Source organism: Pseudomonas sp. PICF141, assembly GCF_002286815.1.
In the GTDB taxonomy this organism is placed as follows: Bacteria; Pseudomonadota; Gammaproteobacteria; order Pseudomonadales; family Pseudomonadaceae; genus Aquipseudomonas.
The window spans coordinates 80,485-101,557 of sequence record NZ_MUNM01000017.1; the positions used below are offsets into that span (position 1 = coordinate 80,485).

Sequence of the window (21,073 nt, forward strand, 5' to 3'; positions counted from 1 at the left end):
CTACAAGGTCTGCGCATAACCTAGGAGCGAGGCTTGCCCGCGAAGAGGCCCTGCAATTCAACGCAAACCTCTGGATTCAACTCCCGCTTTCGGTCCGCCGACTACTCACCTCAGCCGGCACATCATCCCCTGCCATGCGTTTGCGAAACAGCGCCGCGCGAGCCAGCAGCAGCGTGGTCACTGGCACGGTGATCGACAACAGAACCGGAATCAGCCAGGCATGCAGTACCGGCGTCGAATTGAGCGCCGAAAAATAGATGATCGAAGCCAGTGCCACGCACCACGCGCCTAAAGTCGAGGCCAGTGCCGGTGGGTGCATACGCTGGAAATAGTCCTTCATCCGCAGCAGTCCGGCCGCGCCGATCAGCGTAAACAGGCTACTGAGCACCAGCAGGATCGCCACGGCAATTTCCACCCACAGAGACAATTCAGGCCTCATTCGATCACCTCGCCGCGCAGAAGGAATTTGGCCAGGGCGAACGAACCGACGAAGCCGAACAGGGCGATCAGTAACGCCGCCTCGAAATAAGTGTCGCTGGCATAACGAATACCCAGCGTGAGCATCATCAGCATGGCGACGATGTACAGGTAATCCAGCGCCAGAACCCGGTCCTGAGCCGAGGGGCCCTGGAACAGCCGGATCAGGGTCAGAATCATCGCCATCGAAAAGATGAACAGGCTCAACAGGATTGCGTTCGACAGCAATGCGCTCATTCGAATATCTCCATCAACGGGCGCTCGTAGGTCGCCTTGAAGTGCTGGATGAATTGGCTTTCGTCGCCCAGATCAAAAACATGCAGCAGTAGAATGCTGCGATCCAGCGCCAGTTCCGACCAGACCGTGCCGGGCACCACTGTGCAGATGATCGATAGCGCCGCCAGGCCGTTGGCATCGCGCAAATCCAGTGGCACCTTGATGAACTGCGAGCGAGGCGCTCGGCGGCCCGCATTGAGCACGCCCCAGGCCACGGCAAGGTTGGACACGATCACGTCGCGCCCGACCAGCAAGAGCAAACGAAAAATCACCCCGGGCCGACGAATGCGGACCGGCCTGGGCCGCAGCTTGCGCATCATCAGTGGCGCGCAGAGCCCCAATATCGCGCCCAACAGCAGATTGCCGGGGCTCATCGACAGATTCAACACCAGCCACAGCAGCCACAACGCCAACGACAACCACGGGGCAGGAAACAAACGCTTCATGGTTGCATCTCCAACAGCGCAGCCGTGGGTTGCGGGCCCGGAACCACACGGGTGCCGAATACCGCCATCACATATTGCTGCGGGTTGTTCAATGCGTCGGCCGCCGCTTGGGTATAGCGCAGCAGCGGTTCAGCCTTGAACGTCAGCGCAATGCTCAGCCCCAACAGAATGACGATCGGCACGCACTCCAGACGCCGCAGCAAGGGCGATGGACGCTCTTGCGGGGTCCAGAAGCGCTGGATGCCCAAACGTGAGAAAGCGATCAATGAGGCCAACCCGGACAAGATTAACAGGGCGAAGAACCCCCACGCGCCGTTCGAAACCGGTTCATCGCCGCCATTGCCAACGCCCAGCGGATTGAGCAGGGCGCTGAGCAAACTGAGTTTGCCGATAAACCCGGAAAGCGGCGGCATGCCGATGATCAGCAGGGCGCAGGCGATAAAGCTCAAACCGAGGAAAGCCATGGTCCAGGGAATCACCTGTCCGACCACGGCTTTGCGGTCGTCATCGAGGTTGAAGCCTCTGGGCGGCTGCAAGGATTCCAGGGGCCGTGGCAGCAACTCGCCGTCATCGAACAGCGGCATTTCGTTGGCCGACCGCGAGCGCTCGATCAACTCGGCGAGCAAGAGCAGCGCGCTCAAGGCCAGGGTCGAGCTGACCAGATAGAACAGCGCCGCGCCGATCAGATTCGGCTGGGCAAAACCGATGGCCGACAACAGAATGCCGGCCGACACCAGGATGCTCAGGCTGGCCATGCGTTCCAGGCGTTGCGCGGCGAGGATCGCCACGGCGGCGCAGACGATGGTCGCCATGCCGCCGTAGATCAACCAGTCGCCACCGAAGTACGCGGATGCCCCGGCCTGGCCGGAGAACAGCAGCGTCCACAGGCGCAGCAAGGTGTAGACGCCGACCTTGGTCATGATCGCGAACATCGCCGCCACTGGCGCGCTGGCTGCGGAATAGGCCGGCACCAGCCAGAAATTCAGCGGCCACATGCCGGCCTTGGCCAGGAACGCCACCGCCAGAATCGCTGCCCCGGCGTGAAGCAAGCCGCGATCGGCTTCCGGCACCAGCGGGATTTTCAGCGCCAGGTCGGCCATGTTCAGCGTACCGGTGACGCCGTAGATCAGCGCCGCGCCAATCAGAAACAGCGACGAGGCCAGCAGGTTGATCGAGATGTAATGCAGGCCCGACGACACTCGCGCCCGACCCGAACCGTGCAGCATCAGCCCGTAAGAGGCGGCCAGCAGCACTTCGAAAAACACGAACAGGTTGAACAGGTCTGCCGTCAGGAAGGCGCCGTACAGGCCCATCAACTGAATCTGGAACAGCGCGTGGAAACTCGAACCGGCACCGTCCCAGCGCGCCATGGCGAACAACAGGGCGCTGACGCCGATGATTCCGGTCAGCACCAGCATCAGCGCCGACAGACGATCGACCACCAGCACAATACCGAACGGCACCTGCCAGTTGCCCGGCAGGTACACACCGATGGAGCCCGGCACGCCGGTGGTTTGCGTCCATTGCAGCAGCATGACGGCAATGCCCAACCCCAGCAGGCTGGAGAACAGGTTGATTTTGGCTTTTAACGGGCGGTGTTTTTCGCCCAGCATCAGCATCACCGCGGCGGTCAGCAGCGGTAGCAGAATGGGGGCTGCGATCAGGTGCGCCATCGGATTCATTCTTTAGGCTCCCGGCCATCCACATGGTCGGTACCGGTCAGGCCCCGGGAGGCGAGCAGCACCACCAGGAACAGCGCGGTCATGGCGAAGCTGATAACGATTGCGGTCAGCACCAACGCTTGCGGTAGCGGGTCGGTGTAGTGCAGCAAATCCTGAGGCACGCCGTCCTTGATGTTCGGCTCCTTGCCGATGAACAGGCTGCCCATGCTGAAGATGAACAGGTTGACCCCGTAGGACAGCAAGCACAGGCCCATGACCACCTGGAACGTCCGTGGCCGCAGGACCAGCCACACGCCGGACGCGGCCAGCACCCCGATGGCGATTGCGATGACTTCTTCCATCAGATGGCTCCTTGCAGGTCAGCCGCTTTGGCCACGGGTTTGGGTTGCGCGCTGGTTTTATGACCACGGACCGATTGGTGGGCGAGGGCGGTCAGAATCAGCAGCGTGGAGCCGACTACCACGGCGTACACACCAATGTCGAAGAACAGTGCGCTGGCGATGTGAATCTCGCCCAGCAGCGGCAATGTGAAATGCCAGGTGTGAGTGGTAAGGAAAGGATACCCGGCCGCCATCGCCCCGAGCCCGGTGACCGTGGCAAACAACAGCCCGGTGCTCATCCAGCGCAGCGGCCGCAGGCTCATTTGCGCCTCGACCCACTGGGTACCGGCGACCATGTATTGCAGGATGAACGCCACCGACATCACCAGACCGGCGACGAAACCGCCGCCGGGTTGATTGTGCCCGCGCATGAACAAGTACACCGACACCACAAACGCAATCGGTAGCAACAGACGGACCAGCACCGCTGGCACCATCATGAAACCGAGCGCGGTGTCGCTGGCGTGACGCGGATTGACCAGATCGGTGACCACGTCGGGTGCCAGCAAGCGCTGTTGGGCCGGCAGTTGCAGGCTTTCTTTTGGCGGACGGAAGCGTCGCAGCAGGGCGAATACAGCAAGAGCCACCGCCACCAGTACAGTGATTTCGCCAAGGGTGTCGAAGCCACGGAAATCCACCAGCATCACGTTGACCACGTTGCTGCCGCCGCCTTCGGGCAGGGCGCGACTGAGGTAGAACGAGGAAATGTCGTTGGGCGTCTGGCGGGTCAGCATTGCGTAGGACAGCAGCGCCATGCCGCCACCGACCGCGATCGATAGCAGCAAGTCGCGGATACGGCGGATGCGTGCCTTGCGCAGGCTGCTCGGCAATGGTGACACCTCTTCGATTCGCCGTGGCAGCCAGCGCAGACCGAGGAGGATCAACACCGTGGTCACCACTTCCACCGCCAATTGCGTCAGGGCCAGATCCGGCGCCGAAAACCAGACGAAGGTCACGCAGGTCATCAGGCCGCAGACGCTGACCATGGTCAGGGCGGCGAGCCGGTGATACTTCGCTTGCCACGCCGCGCCAAGGGCACAGGCAATCGCCAGCAGCCAGAGAGTCACGAACACGATCGAGCCTGGGATTTTCGGCCGGTCGCCCCAACTCAGGCTGCTGTGCAGCATCGGGATCAGCCCGGCCAGCACGGCGGCGAGTACCAGCAGAAACAGCTGGGTTTGCAGGCGCCGGGTGCTGATTCGCTGCTCCACGCGACGGGTCAGGCGCATCATGATCACCAGGCCGCGCTCGAACAGGCGTTTGCCGTTGAAGTGGCTGATCAGCGGTGGGTGCGGGAAGCGCCCGCGCTTGAGCTGATTGCGCAACAGCAGATAAAGGATGATGCCGCAGGACATGGCGATCAGGCTCATGATCATCGGCGCGTTCCAGCCGTGCCAGATCGCCAGGCTGTACGGGGGCAGCGTACCGCCCACCACCGGCAATGCCGCCGCCGCGAGCAACGGGCCGACCACTTGAGCAGGGAAGATCCCCACCACCAGACAGGTAAACACCAGCAATTCCACGGGGGCGCGCATCCAGCGTGGCGGCTCGTGCGGAATGTGCGGCAGGTCGGTGGCGGTCGGGCCGAAGAACACGTCAACGGTGAAGCGCAGGGAATAGGCCACGCTGAACGTCCCGGCGATGGTCGCGACGATCGGCAGGGTCATCTCGATCCAGGCCGTCGCGTTGATGAACACGGTTTCGGCGAAGAACATCTCTTTGGACAGGAAACCGTTGAGCAGCGGCACGCCGGCCATGGACGCACTGGCGACCATGGCCAGGGTGGCGGTGAACGGGATCAGTTTGATCAGGCCGCTGAGTTTGCGAATGTCCCGGGTGCCGCTTTCGTGGTCGATGATTCCGGCGGCCATGAACAGCGAGGCCTTGAACGTGGCGTGGTTGAGGATATGAAACACGGCGGCCACGGCGGCCAACGGACTGTTCAGGCCCAGCAGCAACGTGATCAGGCCCAGGTGGCTGATGGTCGAATAAGCCAGTAGACCCTTGAGGTCGTTCTGAAACATTGCGCAATAAGCGCCGAGCAACAGCGTGCAGGCGCCAGCCCCGCTGACGATGTAGAACCATTCTTCGCTGCCGGACAGCGACGGCCACAGGCGGGCGAGCAGAAACACCCCGGCCTTGACCATGGTCGCCGAATGCAGATACGCCGAGACCGGTGTGGGCGCCGCCATGGCGTGGGGCAGCCAGAAGTGGAAGGGGAATTGCGCACTTTTGCTCAAGGCGCCGATCAGGATCAGGGGCAGCAGAATAGGGTAGAGGGCATGTGCGCGAATCAGATCGCCAGCGGCCAGGACCTTGTCCAGGTCATAACTGCCGACCACATGGCCGAGCAGCATGACCCCCGCCAGCAAACACAAGCCACCGGCACCGGTGACCATCAATGCCATATAGGCACCCCGTCGCGCATCGGCGCGGTGGTGCCAGTAGCCGATCAACAGGAATGAGAACAGGCTGGTCAGCTCCCAGAAAAATACGATCTGGATCAGGTTGCCGGAAATCACCAACCCCAGCATGGCGCCCATGAACGCCAGGAAAAACGCGAAGAAACGCGGCACCGGATCATCCGGCGACATGTAGTAGCGGGCGTATAACGAAACCAGCGTGCCGATGCCCAGCACCAGCATCGAGAACAGCCAGGCGAAACCGTCCATGCGCAGCACGAAGTTCAGGCCCAGGCTCGGTAGCCAGTAGAATTCCTCGCGGATCACGCCGCCATTGACGATTTGCGGGTACAAGAGCGCGACCTGGACGGTGCCGATCAGGGCCACCAGACCAGCCAACAGCGATTCGGTGTTACGCGCATTGTGCGGCAGCAAGGCTGCCAGACAGCTGCCGATAAAAGGCAGAAGCAGTAGAACTATCAGAGACATAGGCTTCTAATCTGCGGAAGTTTGGTGAAGCATCATACGTGCCAGTTCCCCCGATCACCAAACGCCAAGCTGTCGCAGAATCCTACAAAGTAAACGGCAAATTCGTGTTTATCATTGTTTCAGGAGCGCGATTTCGCCTGTTCGATCGTTCCCACGCTCCCGCGTGGGAATGCCTCAATGGACGCTCTGCGTCCGCTCGTGGGACGCGGAGCGTCCCGGGCTGCATTCCCACGCAGAGCATGGGAACGATCAGTGCTCGGCTTCGCGATCCAGATCGTCCTCAACCTCAAGAACCGCCTTACCCTTGGTCTTCAACTCACTGACAATCACCGCCGCCACAATCAACCCCGCGCCCACCAACGCAATGGCCGGCAATCGCTCCCCGGCGATCCGCCCGACAATCCCGGCCCAAACCGGCTCACCGGCATAGATCAACGTTGCCCGCGTCGGCGACACACTCTTCTGCGCCCAGTTCATCGCCACCTGAATCGCCGCACTCGCCGCGCCTAATCCCAAAGCGCTGCACAACAGCAACCAGGAGAAACCCGGAATCACTTCCTGAGTCGGCACCACCATCAGAAACGCCAGCACCGAAGTCACCGCCAGCTGCACCACCGTCACCCGGCGTACATCGACCTGGCCGGCATAGGTGCTGATCAGAATGATCTCCGCCGCGATCGCCACGGCGCTGATCAGTGTGGCAATTTCACCGGGGCTGAAATTGAACGAAGCGCCGGACGGTCCCGACAACAGCATTAACCCGGTAAAGGCCAGCATGATCCCGATGCTCGGCATCAACCCCGGCCGCCGACCCAGGACCAGCCATTGCAACAACGGCACGAACGGCACATACAGCGCGGTAATGAACGCCGACTGACTGCTGGGAATGCTCTGCAAGCCCACGGTCTGCAAGCCGTAACCGAGCATGATCGCCACACCGATAAACGCCCCGGCCTTGAGTTCGAACAGGGTCAGTTCGCGCAGATGACGCCAGGAGAACAGCGCCACGATGCTCGCCGCCGCCGCAAACCGCAGACCGACGAAAAACATCGGCCCACTGACGGTCATTGCATGCTGCACCAGCAAAAAGGTCCCGCCCCAGACCATGGTGATCAGCACCAACACGCACTCAGCTTTGCTGAACCGTGAGAAACGGGAGGAAGCAGGGGAGGAGTTCACCGACGTCATGACCTTGCGCGCTACCTGAGGGAGACGCACAATGCGCCGGAAGTTGGGCAGTATACTGCGCAACACCATCAAGTGAGCAATATAGTGCACAAAGATTCCACCCAACGGGCGTCGGTTCTCCAGCACGTCAGCCAGAACGTCCGACGTCTGCGCCACGCCGCCGACATGAGCCAGAGCGCCCTGGCCGAAAAGTCCGGGGTCAGCCGCCGCATGCTGGTGGCCATCGAGGCCGGCGAAAAGAATGTCAGCCTGACCACCCTCGACCGCGTGGCCGAAGCGCTGGAGGTAGCCTTCAGCGACTTGATCCAGGCCCCTGAATCCCGCGACCCGAGCCGCATCAATGAACTGGCCTGGGCCGGCACGATCCCTGGCAGTAAAGCGGTGTTGCTGGCCAAAGCTACCGCCACTCGTGAAGTGGAACTCTGGGAATGGCGCCTGGAACCGGGCGAGCATTACCCCTCGGAACCGGATGCCGATGGCTATAGCGAACAGATTTATGTATTCGAAGGTTGTCTGACGTTGATGCTGGGAGGTCAACCGCAGAAAATCGCCGCTGGTGAGTTCTTCATGTTCGCCAGCAACCAGGCGCATTCCTACCGCAACGAGGGTGATGTGGCGGCGCGGTTTGTGCGTAATGTGGTGATTTGATTATTTGTAAACATTGACCAGTGAGAACGCCATGACTGACACCCCAAGCGGACAGGCGAGCGATGCTATCCGTCACGCGGACATCCTGATCATCGGCGGCGGCCTGAGCGGCGCGATGCTGGCGGCGCAATTATTGCGCCTGCCCGGCAAGCGTCAGGTGTTGGTGATCGAACCTCGCGCCGAACTCGGTCGGGGCGAAGCGTACAGCGCGGTCGAACTGGGCCATACGCTTAACGGCAACGCGGCGCGAATGAGCGTCGATCCGGACAACCCCGATGACCTGACCCAGTGGCTCACCGAACACATCGCCACCGGTGGCTGGCCGGAGTCGCATCAGCAGTCGGTGCCGATCAGTGAGTTGTTTCCGCCGCGCGGGCTGTTTGGCGTTTATGTGCAGCAGCGTCTGGCCGAAGCGCAAGCGGTGGGGGCCGGGAACGGTTCAACGGTCGAGCATGTGCGGGCCGAAGTGATTGACCTGCAGATAATGGATGATGCGGTGCGGCTGACCTTGAGCGATGGGCAACGCTTGCAGGGCGCTTATACCGTATTGGCAACGGGGATGTTCCCCGCCGCGCGCACGCCGCAAAAACAATCCAGCGGCCTCAACGCCGCCGCCCTCGATCCGTGGGATGTGGCTGCCATGCGCCAGCTCGATCCGCAGTCCACGGTGCTGATCATCGGTTCCGGTTTGACCATGGTCGATGCCGTGGTGTCGCTGGAGCAGGCCGGGCATCGCGGGCCGATCGAGGTGTTTTCCCGGCATGGGCTGTTGCCCCATGTGCGGCGGCAGCCGCCGGAGTGGGTGGATTTCCTCGCCGAGGACCACAGCATTCGCACGCCGCGTCAGTTGATGCGTGAACTGCGCCGACACTGTCGGGAAGCCATCGCCCAAGGCATCGACTGGCAGGCTCCGCTCGATACGGTTCGGGCGCACATCGGGCGTTTGTGGAGCCAGGCGAGCGACGTGCAACGCCGGCAGTTCGTGCGCCATGTGCGGCCGTGGTGGGAAAGCCATCACCATCGCTCGCCACCCTTGAGTGCCGAGTTGGTGGCGCGGCTGCACGGGGAAGGACGCTTGCGGATTCAGGCTGCATCCTTCAAAGGGCTGGAGCCTTCGTTGAGCGGTGGAGTGAGTATCCGCATCCGTCGCCGTGGCGAGGCCGAGACTTGCATGGTGCATGGCGCGGCACTGATCAATTCCAGCGGCATCGAATACGACTGGCGCCGCGTGGCGCGGCCATTGCCTCAGCAATTATTGACGCGCGGGCTGGTGCGGCCAGGGCCATTGGCGTTGGGCATTGCCGCTGCGGTTGACGGCGCGGTACTAAACGCCGAGGGGCATGTCGCCAACCGTTTGTTCGCCATGGGCCCGCCGCTGCGGGGGATGTGGTGGGAGAGCACGGCGGTGACTGACGTGGCGAGCCAGGCCAAGTTGCTTGCGGCGCGGTTGGTGGTTTGACCGAATGCTGGACGGTGTTTTTTCGGACCTCATCGCGGGCAAGCCCGCTTCCACAGGTATCTGGTTTGACCCAAGAATGCGGGAACGACACGGATCACTGTGGGAGCGGGCTTGCCCGCGATGAGGCCGGTACAGTCGCTACAAAGCCCGGTGTCAGGCAAAGAAAAGCGGATGTATCTATTTCACTTGTCGATTTGTCGAAGCGTCGTCTGATTGTTTATTCGAATACGATGCTGGAGATGGGGCTTCTGTGGCGAGGGGGCTTGCCCCCGTTGGGTTGCGAAGCGACCCCAAATCCTGCAATCGCATGTTTTCAGGTGCAACGCCTACACCGGTTTAACGACTGCTGCGCAGCCGAACGGGGGCAAGCCCCCTCGCCACAATAGGTTCCACTGACTTAAGCCACCACCTGATAACACGGCACATACTCCGCACCACCCGGCAGTTTCATCCGGTGCTGGGCGACGAAGGCTTTGAGCAGTTTGTCCAGCGGCTGCATGACGGCGGCATCGCCACGGATCTGGTACGGCCCGTGTTCTTCGATCAGACGAATGCCCTTGTCCTTGACGTTGCCGGCGACGATGCCGGAGAACGCGCGGCGCAGGTTGGCGGCCAGTTCGTGGGAGGGCAGGTTGCGGCTCAGTTGCAGGTTGGCCATGTTGGCATGGGTCGGGTCGAACGGGCGCTGGAAACCTTCGTCGATCTTCAGCAGCCAATTAAAATGAAACGCGTCGTTGCGCTCGCGGCGGAACTGTTTGACCTCTTTGAGGCCTTGAGTCATTTGTCGCGCCACTTCAATCGGGTCGTCGATGATGATTTCGTAGTGCTTCTGCGCGGATTCACCGAGGGTGGCACCGACGAAGGCGTGCAACTGCTCCAGATACGGCGCGGCGCTTTTCGGCCCGGTGAGGACCACGGGGAAGGGCAGGCCTTCGTTGTCCGGGTGCATCAGGATGCCGAGCAAGTACAGAAACTCTTCGGCTGTGCCCGCGCCACCCGGGAAAATGATGATGCCGTGGCCGACGCGGACGAACGCTTCCAGGCGTTTCTCAATGTCCGGCAGGATCACCAGTTCATTGACGATCGGGTTGGGCGCTTCGGCGGCGATGATCCCGGGTTCGGTCAAGCCGAGGTAGCGGCCACCGTGGATACGCTGTTTGGCGTGGGCAATGGTTGCGCCTTTCATCGGGCCTTTCATCACGCCCGGGCCGCAACCGGTGCAGATGTCCAGGCTGCGCAGGCCGAGTTCGTGGCCGACTCGCTTGGTGTACTTGTATTCTTCGGTGTTGATCGAGTGGCCGCCCCAGCACACCACGATTTTCGGTTCGACGCCGGGGCGCAGGGTACGAGCGTTGCGCAACAGGTGGAAGACGTAGTCGCTGATGCCTTGGGAGGTGCTGAGGTCGATGCTTAGAGCGTCGAGTTCGTTTTCGGTGTAGACGATGTCGCGCAGGGCGCTGAAAAGCATTTCGCGGGTGCTGGCGATCATTTCGCCATCGACGAAAGCGTCGGCCGGGGCGTTCAGCAGCTCCAGGCGCACGCCGCGGTCTTGCTGGTGAATGCGGATTTCGAAATCTTTGTAGGCTTCCAGAATGGTTTTGGCGTTATCGACGTGGGCGCCGGTATTGAGGATAGCCAGGGCGCACTGGCGGAAAAGGGTGTAGGTGATGCCGGATGAGGCTTCGCTCAGTTGCTGTACTTCACGTTGGGACAGTGTTTCCAGGCTGCCTTTAGGGCTGACCGAGGCGTTGATTACATGTCGTTGGGTCATTCAATGATCCTTAAAACGATGTCACCCGCCGGGCAGGCGCATGGCATCCGAATAGTGTGTATCCATGGAGAAGATGGCACGAACTGCGCTGAATCGCCATGTTCCCCGTTTGACATGGAAAGATGAAAAGGAGCCCCAGCATAGCTAAATCCCTCGCAGAGGCGATAATGCCCCGCAGTCTTTTTGCCACAGCGCTTTTTAATTGACGCAAGGAACCCCGTTGCGATGTTCGAAATCCAGCCCATGAATGCCCAAACCTACCGACGCCAGACGCGGCGCAGTACGATCATCATCGCCTTGATGTTCCTGGCGCTGGCGATGGTGTTGTCCACGGCGGCGGTGGCGTTGTTCGGTGAGCCGGGCGGCGACAATCTGCGTTTTAACGTGGGCGGGGTGTTTGCCGCATTGTTGCTGATGGTGGCACTGATGCGCGGCACGTTCTGGACTCAGGAATGGATGGCGTCAGCGGTCTATGGTTGGCAGCTCAAGCGCAGCCTGATGAGCATCACCAACGTCATGCACCTGGTCACGGCGGCCGTGGAGAAAGGCGATCCGAGCGCTATGAAGTTGCTGCGGTTTTATCATCTGGGCTTGAGCCAGATGCACGAGCTGGACGGCAACTCCAGCGACCATAGCCAACTGACCCGTGAAATGGACCAGCACAAGGCGCGGATGGAAGCGCTGGGTATCGAGACCGAACAGACACGATTGAATCCGGCCTGGCTTGAGGCGGTGAAACAGACGCAGAGGTAGCCTGCGATCGTTGGCGATGAGCATTTTCGTGCAAATCACCTATCGTATTCGTTGATCAGTCATAGTGGTCCGAGCATCAGCCACGGCTGGCTGGCGCTAAAAGGGCGAACGGGAAATTTCGCCATGTCATAAGGGATTAAGGAGCGTCATGGGGCATCCGTCCGTCAAAGATCGTATCGAAAGCACCCGGCTCGCCACGTCTTGGTTACCCGGGCAGGTTCAGTCGAAACTCAAGGTTCGATACGCAGTCTTCCTGCTCGTTGCGGTGTGCCTGTCCATGACGGCCATTGCGATCGGTGAAAGCTGGAACGCACGTCAGTATCATTTGCACGGCAGTGAAGTGGAAATGTCCAACCTGGCGCAAACGCTCGCCTCGCAGGCGCAAGCCTCGATCAAACAGGCCGATACGCTGCTGTTTGCCGTGGTGGATCGCCTTGAAAACGATGGCATGGAACCGGAAAAAATTCCCAGACTGCAACGTTTGCTCCACGCCCAGCGCAGTGAACTGGCGCAGATTCATGGGCTGTTCGTTTTCGACGAAGAAGGACGCTGGATCGCCAACTCCAATAACGCGGTGCTGGCCAATGCCAATAACTCCGACCGTGAATATTTCATCTACCACCGTGATCATCCCGACCGAGGTCCTCATATCGGTCCATCGATAAGAAGTCGTTCGACCGGTGAGTGGATCATGACCGTGTCACGCCGGATCAATCATGCCGATGGTCGGTTTGCCGGTGTGGTGGCAGCTTCGATCTATCTCAATCATTTCCTGGACCTGTACAACAGCATCGACATGGGCAGTAACGGTGTGATCAATCTGATCGCCGACGACGCCACCATTGTCGTTCGCCGACCGTTCAATGAAGCCGATATCGGCACCAATGTCGCCAAGGGGCCGCTGTTTACCCAGCTGTTGCCCAAGGGGAATTCCGGAACGGCCATCGTCAAATCCTACGTGGACGGGGTGGAGCGGGTGGTGGGGTTTCGGCGGGTCGAAGGTTATCCGCTCATCGTTTTTACCGCCCTGGACAAGGAAGAAGTCCTGGCCAGCTGGCGGCAGGAGTCACTACTCAGTGCCGGGATCGTCGCATTGCTGCTGGGGTTTTTGAGCCTTCTGGGCTATCGCCTGATTCGTGTCATGAAGCAGCAGAATACTATTCAGCACGATTTGCTGGAGGCTCAGGAGAAACTTCTTGAGGTCAACCACAGCCTCAAGTTGCTGGCTCTGGAGGATGCCCTGACCGGCCTTTCCAACCGGCGTCAATTCGACCTGTTCATCCTGGCGGAAATGGGCCGTGCCAGGCGTACCCACACCAGCCTTGGGTTGCTGATGATCGATGTCGATCATTTCAAGAGCTTCAATGATCACTACGGTCATTTGGCGGGCGATGAGTGTTTGCGCAAGATCAGCGCCATCATCACCGACAACATCCAGCGCCCCGGCGATCTTGCGGCCCGATTCGGTGGTGAGGAGTTTACGGTGGTGCTGCCCGGCACCGATTATGTGGGTGCCTTTCTGGTGGCGGAAAAGATCCGTCGCGCGGTTCAGCAAATCGACATCAAGCATAGCGGCAGCCCCGAAGGCCTCGTCACGGTCAGTCTGGGGGTTTGTGCCTACAACCAGACGGTGCAGAGCCAGCCTGAAGATTTGATCGGCGCCGCAGACAAAGCGCTGTATGTGGCCAAGGCCAGTGGCCGGAACATGAGTGTCATTGCCAACTGAACTCACATAGAGCGGTTATTGCCCTGGATGAGTCGGATGTCGCAGCTTCCATAAGTGGATCAACCGCAGGTAGATCAGCACGTTGATCGCCAACACCACGCTGCCCAACCCTAACTGAATCGTGGGGGTCAGCCCGGCCGGATAAATAATCGGCCACACGTAATGTTCAATGAAACCGCCGCCATAGCCGGTTTGCCCGGCCGCGTGGCGCATAAGGTTTTCCCATTCGGTCAGGGGGCACGGCAGGTGGAAAACTTCCACGGTCACGCCCCACGCGGCGGCGGGCAGGTGCCACCAGGCCAAGTGGTGCCATTTGAGCACCAGCAACCCGCCGAACAGTACGAACAGAATGAACAACAAGTGAGACAGGACCAGCCCGTCGGCGGCGATTCGGTAAAGCATGTCGATTCCCTGACGGGTTATCTGAATCATTCCATGGTACTCGCGCCGGATGATCGCCAAAAGTGCGCAAGATCGTTCAAGCCTTCGGCCACGACTGCTGGCACAGTCTGGGGTCTTTCCCTGGTTGTAGAGCGTTATGTCCAACTCACTCATGCCGCACGCTGCATTCCTTCGCGGTGCCGCAGCCATCAGCCGTTGTCCCTGGCGACCGCGCCCTGGGGATTGCTGGCCGGCTCCATGGCCATCGAAGCCAATCTCACGCCCCTGCAAGGCCAGGGGCTGTCGAGCATCGTGTTTGCCGGCGCGGCCCAATTGGTCGCCATCGGCATGCTCAAGGGCGGCGTCGGCGTCTTTTCGATCCTGTTGACCACGTTGCTGCTGACCTCCCAGCATCTGCTTTATGGCATGAGCATGCGCTCGGTGATTTCCCCGTTGCCGGGTCGCTGGCGTGTGGGGCTGGGCTTTCTGCTCACCGATGAGCTGTTCGCCCTGACCAGCCAACATGACATGCAGCAGTTCAATCGCTGGTACGCCCTGGGTGTGGGCCTGACGTTTTACATTGCGTGGAACCTCTTCACCCTGGCGGGCATTGTGCTGGGCAGCAGCATTCCGGGCCTCTGGTGCTTTACACCCGCAACACCTTGCTCAGCATGTTGTTGAGCATGGGGTTTTTCTTCTTGCTGCGGTGGTGGCTCTGAGTCGTTCGGCGTGAAACTGTTCTACGCTTAAAGCGGATAATTGATCCCTTGAGTACGGGAGGTGGACATGACCACTGAACCAAAGCGTCCGGATCCGGATGAGGACATCGATGAGCCGACGGAGGAAGAGATCGAGCAGCAGAAGCGTTCGACGCCGGACTGGAAGCACCCCGACGACGGTAAAAGCCTGTCAGACCTCGACGAAGAACGTCCGCTGAAGCCCTGATCGATCTGCGCATGTCAAAAACCTCGCCATTGATAGAGATGGTCTATCTTAGGCTTACCAAGGTAGGGACGACGCTACGCGCCCAGGCTGGCTGAGGGCATCTGTTGATGCACCGTTTTGGAGGAAAGGCCGGAGCGACGTGGTAAATCGTTCCGGCCTTGCCATCTGGCTAGAACATACCGAAAGCGCGTCGCAGGCTCTGAACCAGAGGCGAGGTATTGTAAGGCATGGTGCCTCGACAGAAATTGCCGACAATTCGATCGTAGTTAAAGCCTTGTCGCGTGAGTTCATTAATCAGGTCGCCCAAAAAGACGGTACTGGTCGGCCTCAGTATGTCGGCGTTCAGTTGCTTGGCTAACTCCTTCAATACAGGTTGATAGTTTTGCGGGAGAACGCTTTGTGGGAGCGAGCGAATGCTGACGTGCTCAGCGACCGTGAACTCATCCAGTATGTAGTTAGGTATGTCGGCCGAACCTGGGGCATGTCGGTAAGGGGTTCTGCCCAACACTCGCGTTTCCCAACTGGTGCCCACATCCGCGGCCTTGACGCCGGGGGCCGAGCGAAATTGAAACTCGGTGGTGGGCAGCGGAGCAATTACATGCTCACTGGCCATTGCCGTGCCATGGGCGTCAATGTAAAGAATCCGGCTGTCCAGGCCTCCGCTGTAAAGTTCATAGGTTGAACTTACAGGCGTCCCTTGCAGCACTGCATTGACGTTCCCGCTCTTCAAGTCCCCAGCAGGCAGGTTGCCTCTACGATAGATCGTTCCTCGTGCAATGCGTTGCGACGTGGGTAGAGTCAATTTGGAACCACTCCCCAGCGCAACCCTCGCTGCTACCTTGGAGCCCAATAAGCCGGTCCCGGCACTCAGCAGCCCGGTTCCCAATGCCGTCCATCCAAATGCCTCGGCCAGCTTGGGATCGCTTTGTTGTAAGGTCGCCGAAGCGATACCAAATCCTGCCGATACGATTGCCAGTCCCGTTGTTGCCACTGTCCAGCCGATTGAGGCGCCTCCTGTAAACGGTGCCAGCACGACGCCCACGGCACCGAACAGGATCGATTGGGTCAAGGGGTCATAAATAGCGGGGGAGTGGGTGACCACGGTGTATTGATTGATGACTTCTGCGTGCCCACTGGGATCGCTGTAGTTCACCGGGTCGTTATGGCAATAGCTACGAGTATTGGCACAACCTTGACCAAAGGGGCTAAAGCCATCCGGGGATTGGAAATTCTGCGTTTCGGGGTTGTAAACCCTTACTCCGTTGCCCAGAGGGTAGCAGCCGCTCACACGGTCGATGGGCTGGCCATTGAAGCCGATCCAGGTGGGGTGCTGCCAATCGTCCGGCCTGTATCCGAAAGGGGTGTAGGTAAAAAACGTCGAACGGTTGTCGAGCATATTGTGACTTGCAATCACTGTGCCTTTGATGTCCTTGATCTCAAAGCTGTGACTGACGGTGGAGGGGCCACTCTCAATGCTTTGGGTGTTCTGTTGTAATACACAGGCGGAACTTTGATTGAGTAGTACGCAGGTCCGGTTATACCGCTGACCGTTGATCTGAATGACCCCTTTACGGGCATATTGGTAGTCGCCTTGGTAGAAGAACTGCTCGAAATAGTTGGTGCCTGCGCAACCCGCGAGCTGCCCCAAATTATTATAGTAATAATCATACGAACCTTTGGGGGACTGGATGCTACCAAGTTTGCCGAGTGTATTGTATTTCAATATCGTCCCATTGTTATTGCTCAAGTATCCCAGACTGTCATGGGTAAAGGTATAGGTCCGTAGGCTAGTGTCGGGTTTCATTCGGGTTGCACTAACTAACTGGGTTGGGTCCATCGAGTCGTATTTATAAATATCGGGATAGGCAATATCATCTACAGTGTTGTCACAATGTTTGATATTGCCGGCAAGATCATAGAGGAAACTTTGCCTGTCCAGCGTAAGTCCTTCGGGAGTCATTGGTTTGTGGGGGCCATCGCAGGTGTAGGTGTCCAACCGTCCTTTGTTGTCGTAGCCAAAGGTCTCTTTTCGCAACAGTGTCGCATCTTCATACAGCGCCATATTGGCTATTTGATTGGAACCGTTGTAGTCCTGCGTCATCGTCAGCGTCTTGAAGCCTTGGGCTTCGAATTTGCGCTGTACCTCCCGGTCTTTGTTGTCGTAGGTGTAACGGGTGACTATTGATCGGTTGTTCGTGTTATTAGACAGGGTTTCCGTTTCCAGCCTGCCAAAGTCGTCGTAGTAGAAGTTGACTGTGGCGATGGCGCTCGAACTGCTGGTCATACGTCCTTGAGTGTCATAGTTGAACGTCGTGCTATTGCCGAAGGCGTCCGTCTCACTCAGCAAAATGCCACGCAAGGAACGGGTGTACTGGACTGTGCTGGTCGTGTTGTTGCTATTGCGTACGACACCGCCAGTGGTAGTTTCCGTCGCCAGGTTCAAATTTGGGTCATATGCCGCTTGGAGCGTGATGGGAATCGCTTGTTGAAATTCACCGGTTCGTACGTTGCTGGCTTTGCCCCAGTAGGTGGCGCCGGTGTAGGTGTATCCGCTGGACCGTCCGCCGATAGTTGCTAGGGTGACACGGCCCAGGCCATCGATTACCCGTGACCCCAAGGTAATGCTCTGTCCTGCTGATTCAATACGAGCGGCACTGGCGGTGGCCGTCAGCGTATGGGCAGGGTACTCGTTGATGGTGACTTCTTCCTCAGCAGTGATGCGCGTCAGCCGTCCGAATGCGTCGTATGCGTATTGGCGAGTTGGTGCATCGGAAGAGGACTCTTGAATCAAGCGCCCTTGTGCATCGTAGATGGCGGTGTATGAACGGGTCAGTTGGTTGTTGGTGTATAAACTCGTTTCCTGCCTGCGTGAGTTTCCCGGTTCGTCGATCACGACAGTAGTGCTTGCACTATAACGCGTCCCATAGGTAACCCACTGTGACTGTTGCCGTGAAACGGGATCGTACTCGAAACCTTGAGTCGCACCGCCTATCCACTCGACTCTGGACACGGCTCCCCAGTCGTCATAGCTCAAATTCCGTGTACGGCTCAAGAACACCGAGCCATCGGGGCGGTAGTCATATTCGGTGATTGAGCCTTCCCGTCCTTGTGCGTCATAGCTCGTGCTGGACAGTGTCAACCAGCTCCAGCCGTCAGCATGCAGGCGTTCGGTTTTACTCAAGCGCCCCAGCGGGTCAAACGACTCGCGGGTTTGTTCGCCCATGGGGCTGGTGCGGATTATGGTGCTGCCTTGCGCTGCTGAATCGGTGTAACTGAAAAGGGTGGTGGCATTGGGTGTGCCATCGGATGCACAACTGGCCTGCTGGGTGAGGCGTCCCAAGGCGTCATATTGATAGGTGGTGGTGTTGCCCTGGGTGTCGGTCGATGCCAATAACTGGCCATTAAGGCTCTGGCTGGTTTGTTTCTGGGTGAGGGCCGGTGTATTGCCTGGGGTAACGGTGGTGGTGCTCGTGAGTTGACCGTTCGCCAGGCTGTAGTCGAATACTGTGTCTACAGTTGAGTCAGGAACTGTATTGCCGTTACTGTCCAGAATGCGCTGGGAGGTGGACTTGATTCGGCCATGGTGAGGCGAGTTCGCGTCAGTGATGTACTGGGTTTCCTCAACGGTCATCGTGCCGTTTTGCCAGGAGGAGAGTCTGCCGTTGGCATCGCCAATAGGGTTGTAAACCGTCAGCTTGAGGGTAGGTTTGACGGCGGGCCCCTTGACGTCCGAGCCTTTGACCGGCAAGTCGCCGTAGCCGTAGTAGGTCCATTGCAAATCCACTCTCTGGCCGTTGCGTACGGTGTAGACCTTTTCGGATTCGACATAGACCTTGAAGTAATTGGGGTCTCCCGGGCAGACGATGTCCACCGGTAGGTTAAAGGTGCTTTTGTCATTACTGGTAACCCAGCGGTCATGGGTGACGGTTCGAATTTCTCGGGTGCCCCAGGTAAGGCCGGCTTTGCCGAACAGCTGGAAGCCCCAGCCTATTGGATTCAGGTTGTCGCCGATCCAGCCGAATACGCCGCCGGGACCGGAGACGTCAGTGAAGGTTTCCGTTTTGACTAATACTTCTTCTTTTGGCATGCCACGATAGTAGGTCCATTCGGTGGTGAGACCATTTTCGGTTTTGGCGATGGGATTGCCCAATGTGTCCAGTGTGATTTTTACTTCTTCTGTGCGAGTTTGCTCTTGCTTGTTTTGGTAAGTGGTTCGATTGGTAATTACCATGGTTTCATTTATAAATTCTGTATTGGTCTCAATGGTTTTTTTGCAGTCACCAGAGCTGATGATCTCCTTGGTTTGCTGGTGGTCCGAGTTGAAGTGGTGAAAGCTTTTTGTTTTGTTGATTTTGTCTTCAATGGTTGTTGTGGTGTCCGTATAGGTGTAGCAAGTATCATTGCAGGTTGTCGAGTCCAAAGTCTTCAGGTGTCTTGTGATGTTCCATGTGGTTTTATCGTAAATCAGGGTTTCGGTAACGCCAGAAGCATGTGTTATGTTTGTCAAGTTGGATGTGTTATGTGTGTGGTAAACTTCTTTTACAGTATATGCGTAGTTTGTAATATCAAATGTTTTGTTTTTGCTTGATTTCGCAAGGCCGTTGCCCGTGATCTCGAATTCATATGAGAATTTTTGAGGTGAGTCGGGATAAACATCGAATTTGATGATTCCTGTTGAGTCTGTAATGAAACTCTCGCCAAAGATGCCATTGTTGTCGTAGTTTGAATAATCAACTCTCAGGAGTGTACTCGATTCATCGTTAATGGATATTAGTCTAGGGGTAATCCAGGGAGGGGTAGGTTGGTAGGCCTCCCAGTTTAATGTTAATGAGTGTCCGGAGGGTGATATGAGTTGCTTTAATATAAAGTAGTTTGCCTCTTCGATATTGTGTGGGTAGGTTGGGGTGATAATTATGGTTTCGTGTTTTTCAAATATTTCTATTGCTCCATCCTTTCGTGCTAATCTCATGGTAGTGTTGTCAAGATTAAGTAGGGTGAAGTTTGGAGAGCTGAGATCTATATTTTTGAAGAATGACCATGCCTCTCCCGTGGATAGGTATAAAGAACATTGTTCGTCGGAGTTGAGGTCGTGATAGCTGTGTTGAAAGTAGTGACTGAAGCGCAGTGCCCAGTTTTTGAATATCAAGTCTTGCATGTCAGGCGAGTAAAACAGGTTGATATCCAAGGTGGGTCCTAGCCCATTGTTACCGACGAGCGAGGCGATCGGGATATAAGTATGGAAATTTCCTGTTTGTGGGTTTACCCCATGTATCATGGGGCTTTGAGTGTCGAAAAGTTGATAGGAATCATTGGTGGTAGCCATGAAATAAATCCTCTCGAGCACGACAATGGGATACTGTTAAAAATAACGTTTTTATTGTTTCTCACTTTGGTTCTGAATGTTGTTATAACTGCTTTTGATTCTTTTGATAAATAAAAAACGACGTCCAGAATGGCTATCCTTTTCAATTTCCAGCAGACTTGCGATCCGCCCACGCGGCTCCCCCAAAACTTACCAAAGGTCGTTCAGCCACGGCCAACCTGGCGCGCGAGTTTGCCGCCCATCCTATGCAGGGCGATTTGGGGGATATTGGATAAAACAAGAAATGTAGCCAAGATCGGAGAAGTGTTGTTTCGAAAATAGCGCACTAGACACCGATGCCTATTTCACACTCACCGGCCCCGACGGAATAGCACCCGGAGGCAGAGGATCACTCTGTAAATAGACCTTTACAAAATCCCAGTTTTTAGTGTTGTTGTTAAATTTAAAATAAACACCCCCTGATGATGGGATGACCAAGGGCTTAGTCAAATTGGTATTGGCTGTCTGAACAGTCGAGGTTTTAGTCGCTGAACGATTTTGTATTTCCAGCTCTGGGGCAATCGATGCGCCCGTGGTGGCATCCACCTTACACCGCCCTGGAGGAAGCGTAATACTATCTGCAAACCCATACAACTGCTCGTCGTCCCCCATAAGAAAAGACACGCGAGATGGAACATTCGATATAAAATCAGCTGGCCGGCCCTTTGAACGATTTATCCGAGGAGTC

At 57.8% G+C, this 21,073-nt stretch carries 16 protein-coding genes and 2 pseudogenes; 7 read left to right on the forward strand and 11 right to left on the reverse strand.

Annotation, left to right across the window (positions count from 1 at the left end; genetic code table 11):
- Positions 1–76: 76 nt before the first annotated feature.
- The 7 genes from BZL43_RS01855 to BZL43_RS01885 all read right to left on the reverse strand — a co-directional run bounded on the left by BZL43_RS01855 (position 77) and on the right by BZL43_RS01885 (position 7,409).
- Positions 77–439, reverse strand: a complete 363-nt coding sequence (locus BZL43_RS01855; protein WP_095630724.1) for a Na+/H+ antiporter subunit G — start codon at positions 437–439, stop codon at positions 77–79.
- Positions 436–714: a K+/H+ antiporter subunit F gene (locus BZL43_RS01860; RefSeq protein ID WP_095630725.1), complete on the reverse strand. Its 279-nt coding sequence runs from the start codon at positions 712–714 to the stop codon at positions 436–438. Before BZL43_RS01860 ends, BZL43_RS01855 begins: the two co-directional genes overlap by 4 nt.
- Complete coding sequence (locus tag BZL43_RS01865) at positions 711–1,199, reverse strand: Na+/H+ antiporter subunit E (protein ID WP_095630726.1); 489 nt, start codon at positions 1,197–1,199, stop codon at positions 711–713. The genes BZL43_RS01860 and BZL43_RS01865 overlap by 4 nt, the downstream gene beginning before the upstream one ends.
- Entirely contained in the window at positions 1,196–2,881 is a 1,686-nt protein-coding gene (locus BZL43_RS01870; RefSeq protein ID WP_095630727.1) for a monovalent cation/H+ antiporter subunit D, read from the reverse strand. The genes BZL43_RS01865 and BZL43_RS01870 overlap by 4 nt, the downstream gene beginning before the upstream one ends.
- On the reverse strand, positions 2,878–3,222 hold the full coding sequence (locus tag BZL43_RS01875) for a Na+/H+ antiporter subunit C (protein ID WP_008029186.1): 345 nt from the start codon (positions 3,220–3,222) through the stop codon (positions 2,878–2,880). Before BZL43_RS01875 ends, BZL43_RS01870 begins: the two co-directional genes overlap by 4 nt.
- The gene (locus BZL43_RS01880; protein ID WP_095630728.1) at positions 3,222–6,152 is read right to left on the reverse strand and encodes a monovalent cation/H+ antiporter subunit A; all 2,931 of its coding nucleotides are present in this window, start codon (positions 6,150–6,152) and stop codon (positions 3,222–3,224) included. Before BZL43_RS01880 ends, BZL43_RS01875 begins: the two co-directional genes overlap by 1 nt.
- 249 nt (positions 6,153–6,401) lie before the next feature.
- A complete protein-coding gene (locus tag BZL43_RS01885; protein ID WP_177409304.1) occupies positions 6,402–7,409 on the reverse strand; it encodes a DMT family transporter in 1,008 nt (335 codons plus the stop codon).
- A gap of 15 nt (positions 7,410–7,424) precedes the next feature.
- On the opposite strand from BZL43_RS01885, the gene BZL43_RS01890 reads away from it, so the two are divergent.
- A complete protein-coding gene (locus BZL43_RS01890) occupies positions 7,425–7,988 on the forward strand; it encodes a helix-turn-helix domain-containing protein (protein WP_095630730.1) in 564 nt (187 codons plus the stop codon).
- A 31-nt stretch (positions 7,989–8,019) separates the two neighbouring features.
- Positions 8,020–9,447, forward strand: coding sequence for an FAD/NAD(P)-binding protein (locus tag BZL43_RS01895; protein WP_095630731.1), 1,428 nt, complete (start codon positions 8,020–8,022; stop codon positions 9,445–9,447).
- Positions 9,448–9,844: 397 nt separating this feature from the next.
- Here BZL43_RS01895 and ppnN read toward each other — a convergent pair whose 3' ends face one another.
- Entirely contained in the window at positions 9,845–11,218 is a 1,374-nt protein-coding gene (ppnN, locus tag BZL43_RS01905; protein WP_095630733.1) for a nucleotide 5'-monophosphate nucleosidase PpnN, read from the reverse strand.
- A gap of 225 nt (positions 11,219–11,443) precedes the next feature.
- Here ppnN and BZL43_RS01910 point away from each other — a divergent pair, with 225 nt between their 5' ends.
- Both BZL43_RS01910 and BZL43_RS01915 read left to right on the forward strand, forming a co-directional pair.
- Positions 11,444–11,971 carry a DUF3087 domain-containing protein gene (locus BZL43_RS01910; RefSeq protein ID WP_095630734.1) on the forward strand — a complete coding sequence of 176 codons (528 nt, stop codon included), beginning with the start codon at positions 11,444–11,446 and terminating at the stop codon, positions 11,969–11,971.
- A gap of 148 nt (positions 11,972–12,119) precedes the next feature.
- Positions 12,120–13,697, forward strand: a complete 1,578-nt coding sequence (locus tag BZL43_RS01915; protein ID WP_095630735.1) for a sensor domain-containing diguanylate cyclase — start codon at positions 12,120–12,122, stop codon at positions 13,695–13,697.
- Positions 13,698–13,712: 15 nt separating this feature from the next.
- Here BZL43_RS01915 and BZL43_RS01920 read toward each other — a convergent pair whose 3' ends face one another.
- Positions 13,713–14,099 (reverse strand): DUF2784 domain-containing protein, encoded by a 387-nt coding sequence (locus BZL43_RS01920; RefSeq protein ID WP_095630736.1) that lies wholly within the window; start codon positions 14,097–14,099, stop codon positions 13,713–13,715.
- A gap of 136 nt (positions 14,100–14,235) precedes the next feature.
- Between BZL43_RS01920 and BZL43_RS01925 the strand changes: the two are divergent.
- The 3 genes and pseudogenes from BZL43_RS01925 to BZL43_RS28200 form a co-directional block, all read left to right on the forward strand.
- Positions 14,236–14,717 (forward strand): annotated as a pseudogene (locus tag BZL43_RS01925) (AzlC family ABC transporter permease); the annotation flags it as partial.
- Positions 14,717–14,797, forward strand: a pseudogene (locus BZL43_RS01930) (AzlD domain-containing protein); the annotation flags it as partial. The pseudogenes BZL43_RS01925 and BZL43_RS01930, both read left to right, overlap by 1 nt.
- A gap of 67 nt (positions 14,798–14,864) precedes the next feature.
- The gene (locus BZL43_RS28200; RefSeq protein WP_168185051.1) at positions 14,865–15,023 is read left to right on the forward strand and encodes a hypothetical protein; all 159 of its coding nucleotides are present in this window, start codon (positions 14,865–14,867) and stop codon (positions 15,021–15,023) included.
- Positions 15,024–15,192: 169 nt separating this feature from the next.
- Here BZL43_RS28200 and BZL43_RS01935 read toward each other — a convergent pair whose 3' ends face one another.
- Together BZL43_RS01935 and BZL43_RS28370 are read right to left on the reverse strand one after the other, a co-directional pair.
- Positions 15,193–20,346, reverse strand: coding sequence for an RHS repeat-associated core domain-containing protein (locus tag BZL43_RS01935; RefSeq protein WP_095630737.1), 5,154 nt, complete (start codon positions 20,344–20,346; stop codon positions 15,193–15,195).
- Positions 20,347–20,685: 339 nt separating this feature from the next.
- On the reverse strand, positions 20,686–21,073 hold a 388-nt coding region (locus tag BZL43_RS28370; RefSeq protein WP_218228022.1), incomplete at its 5' end, for a hypothetical protein.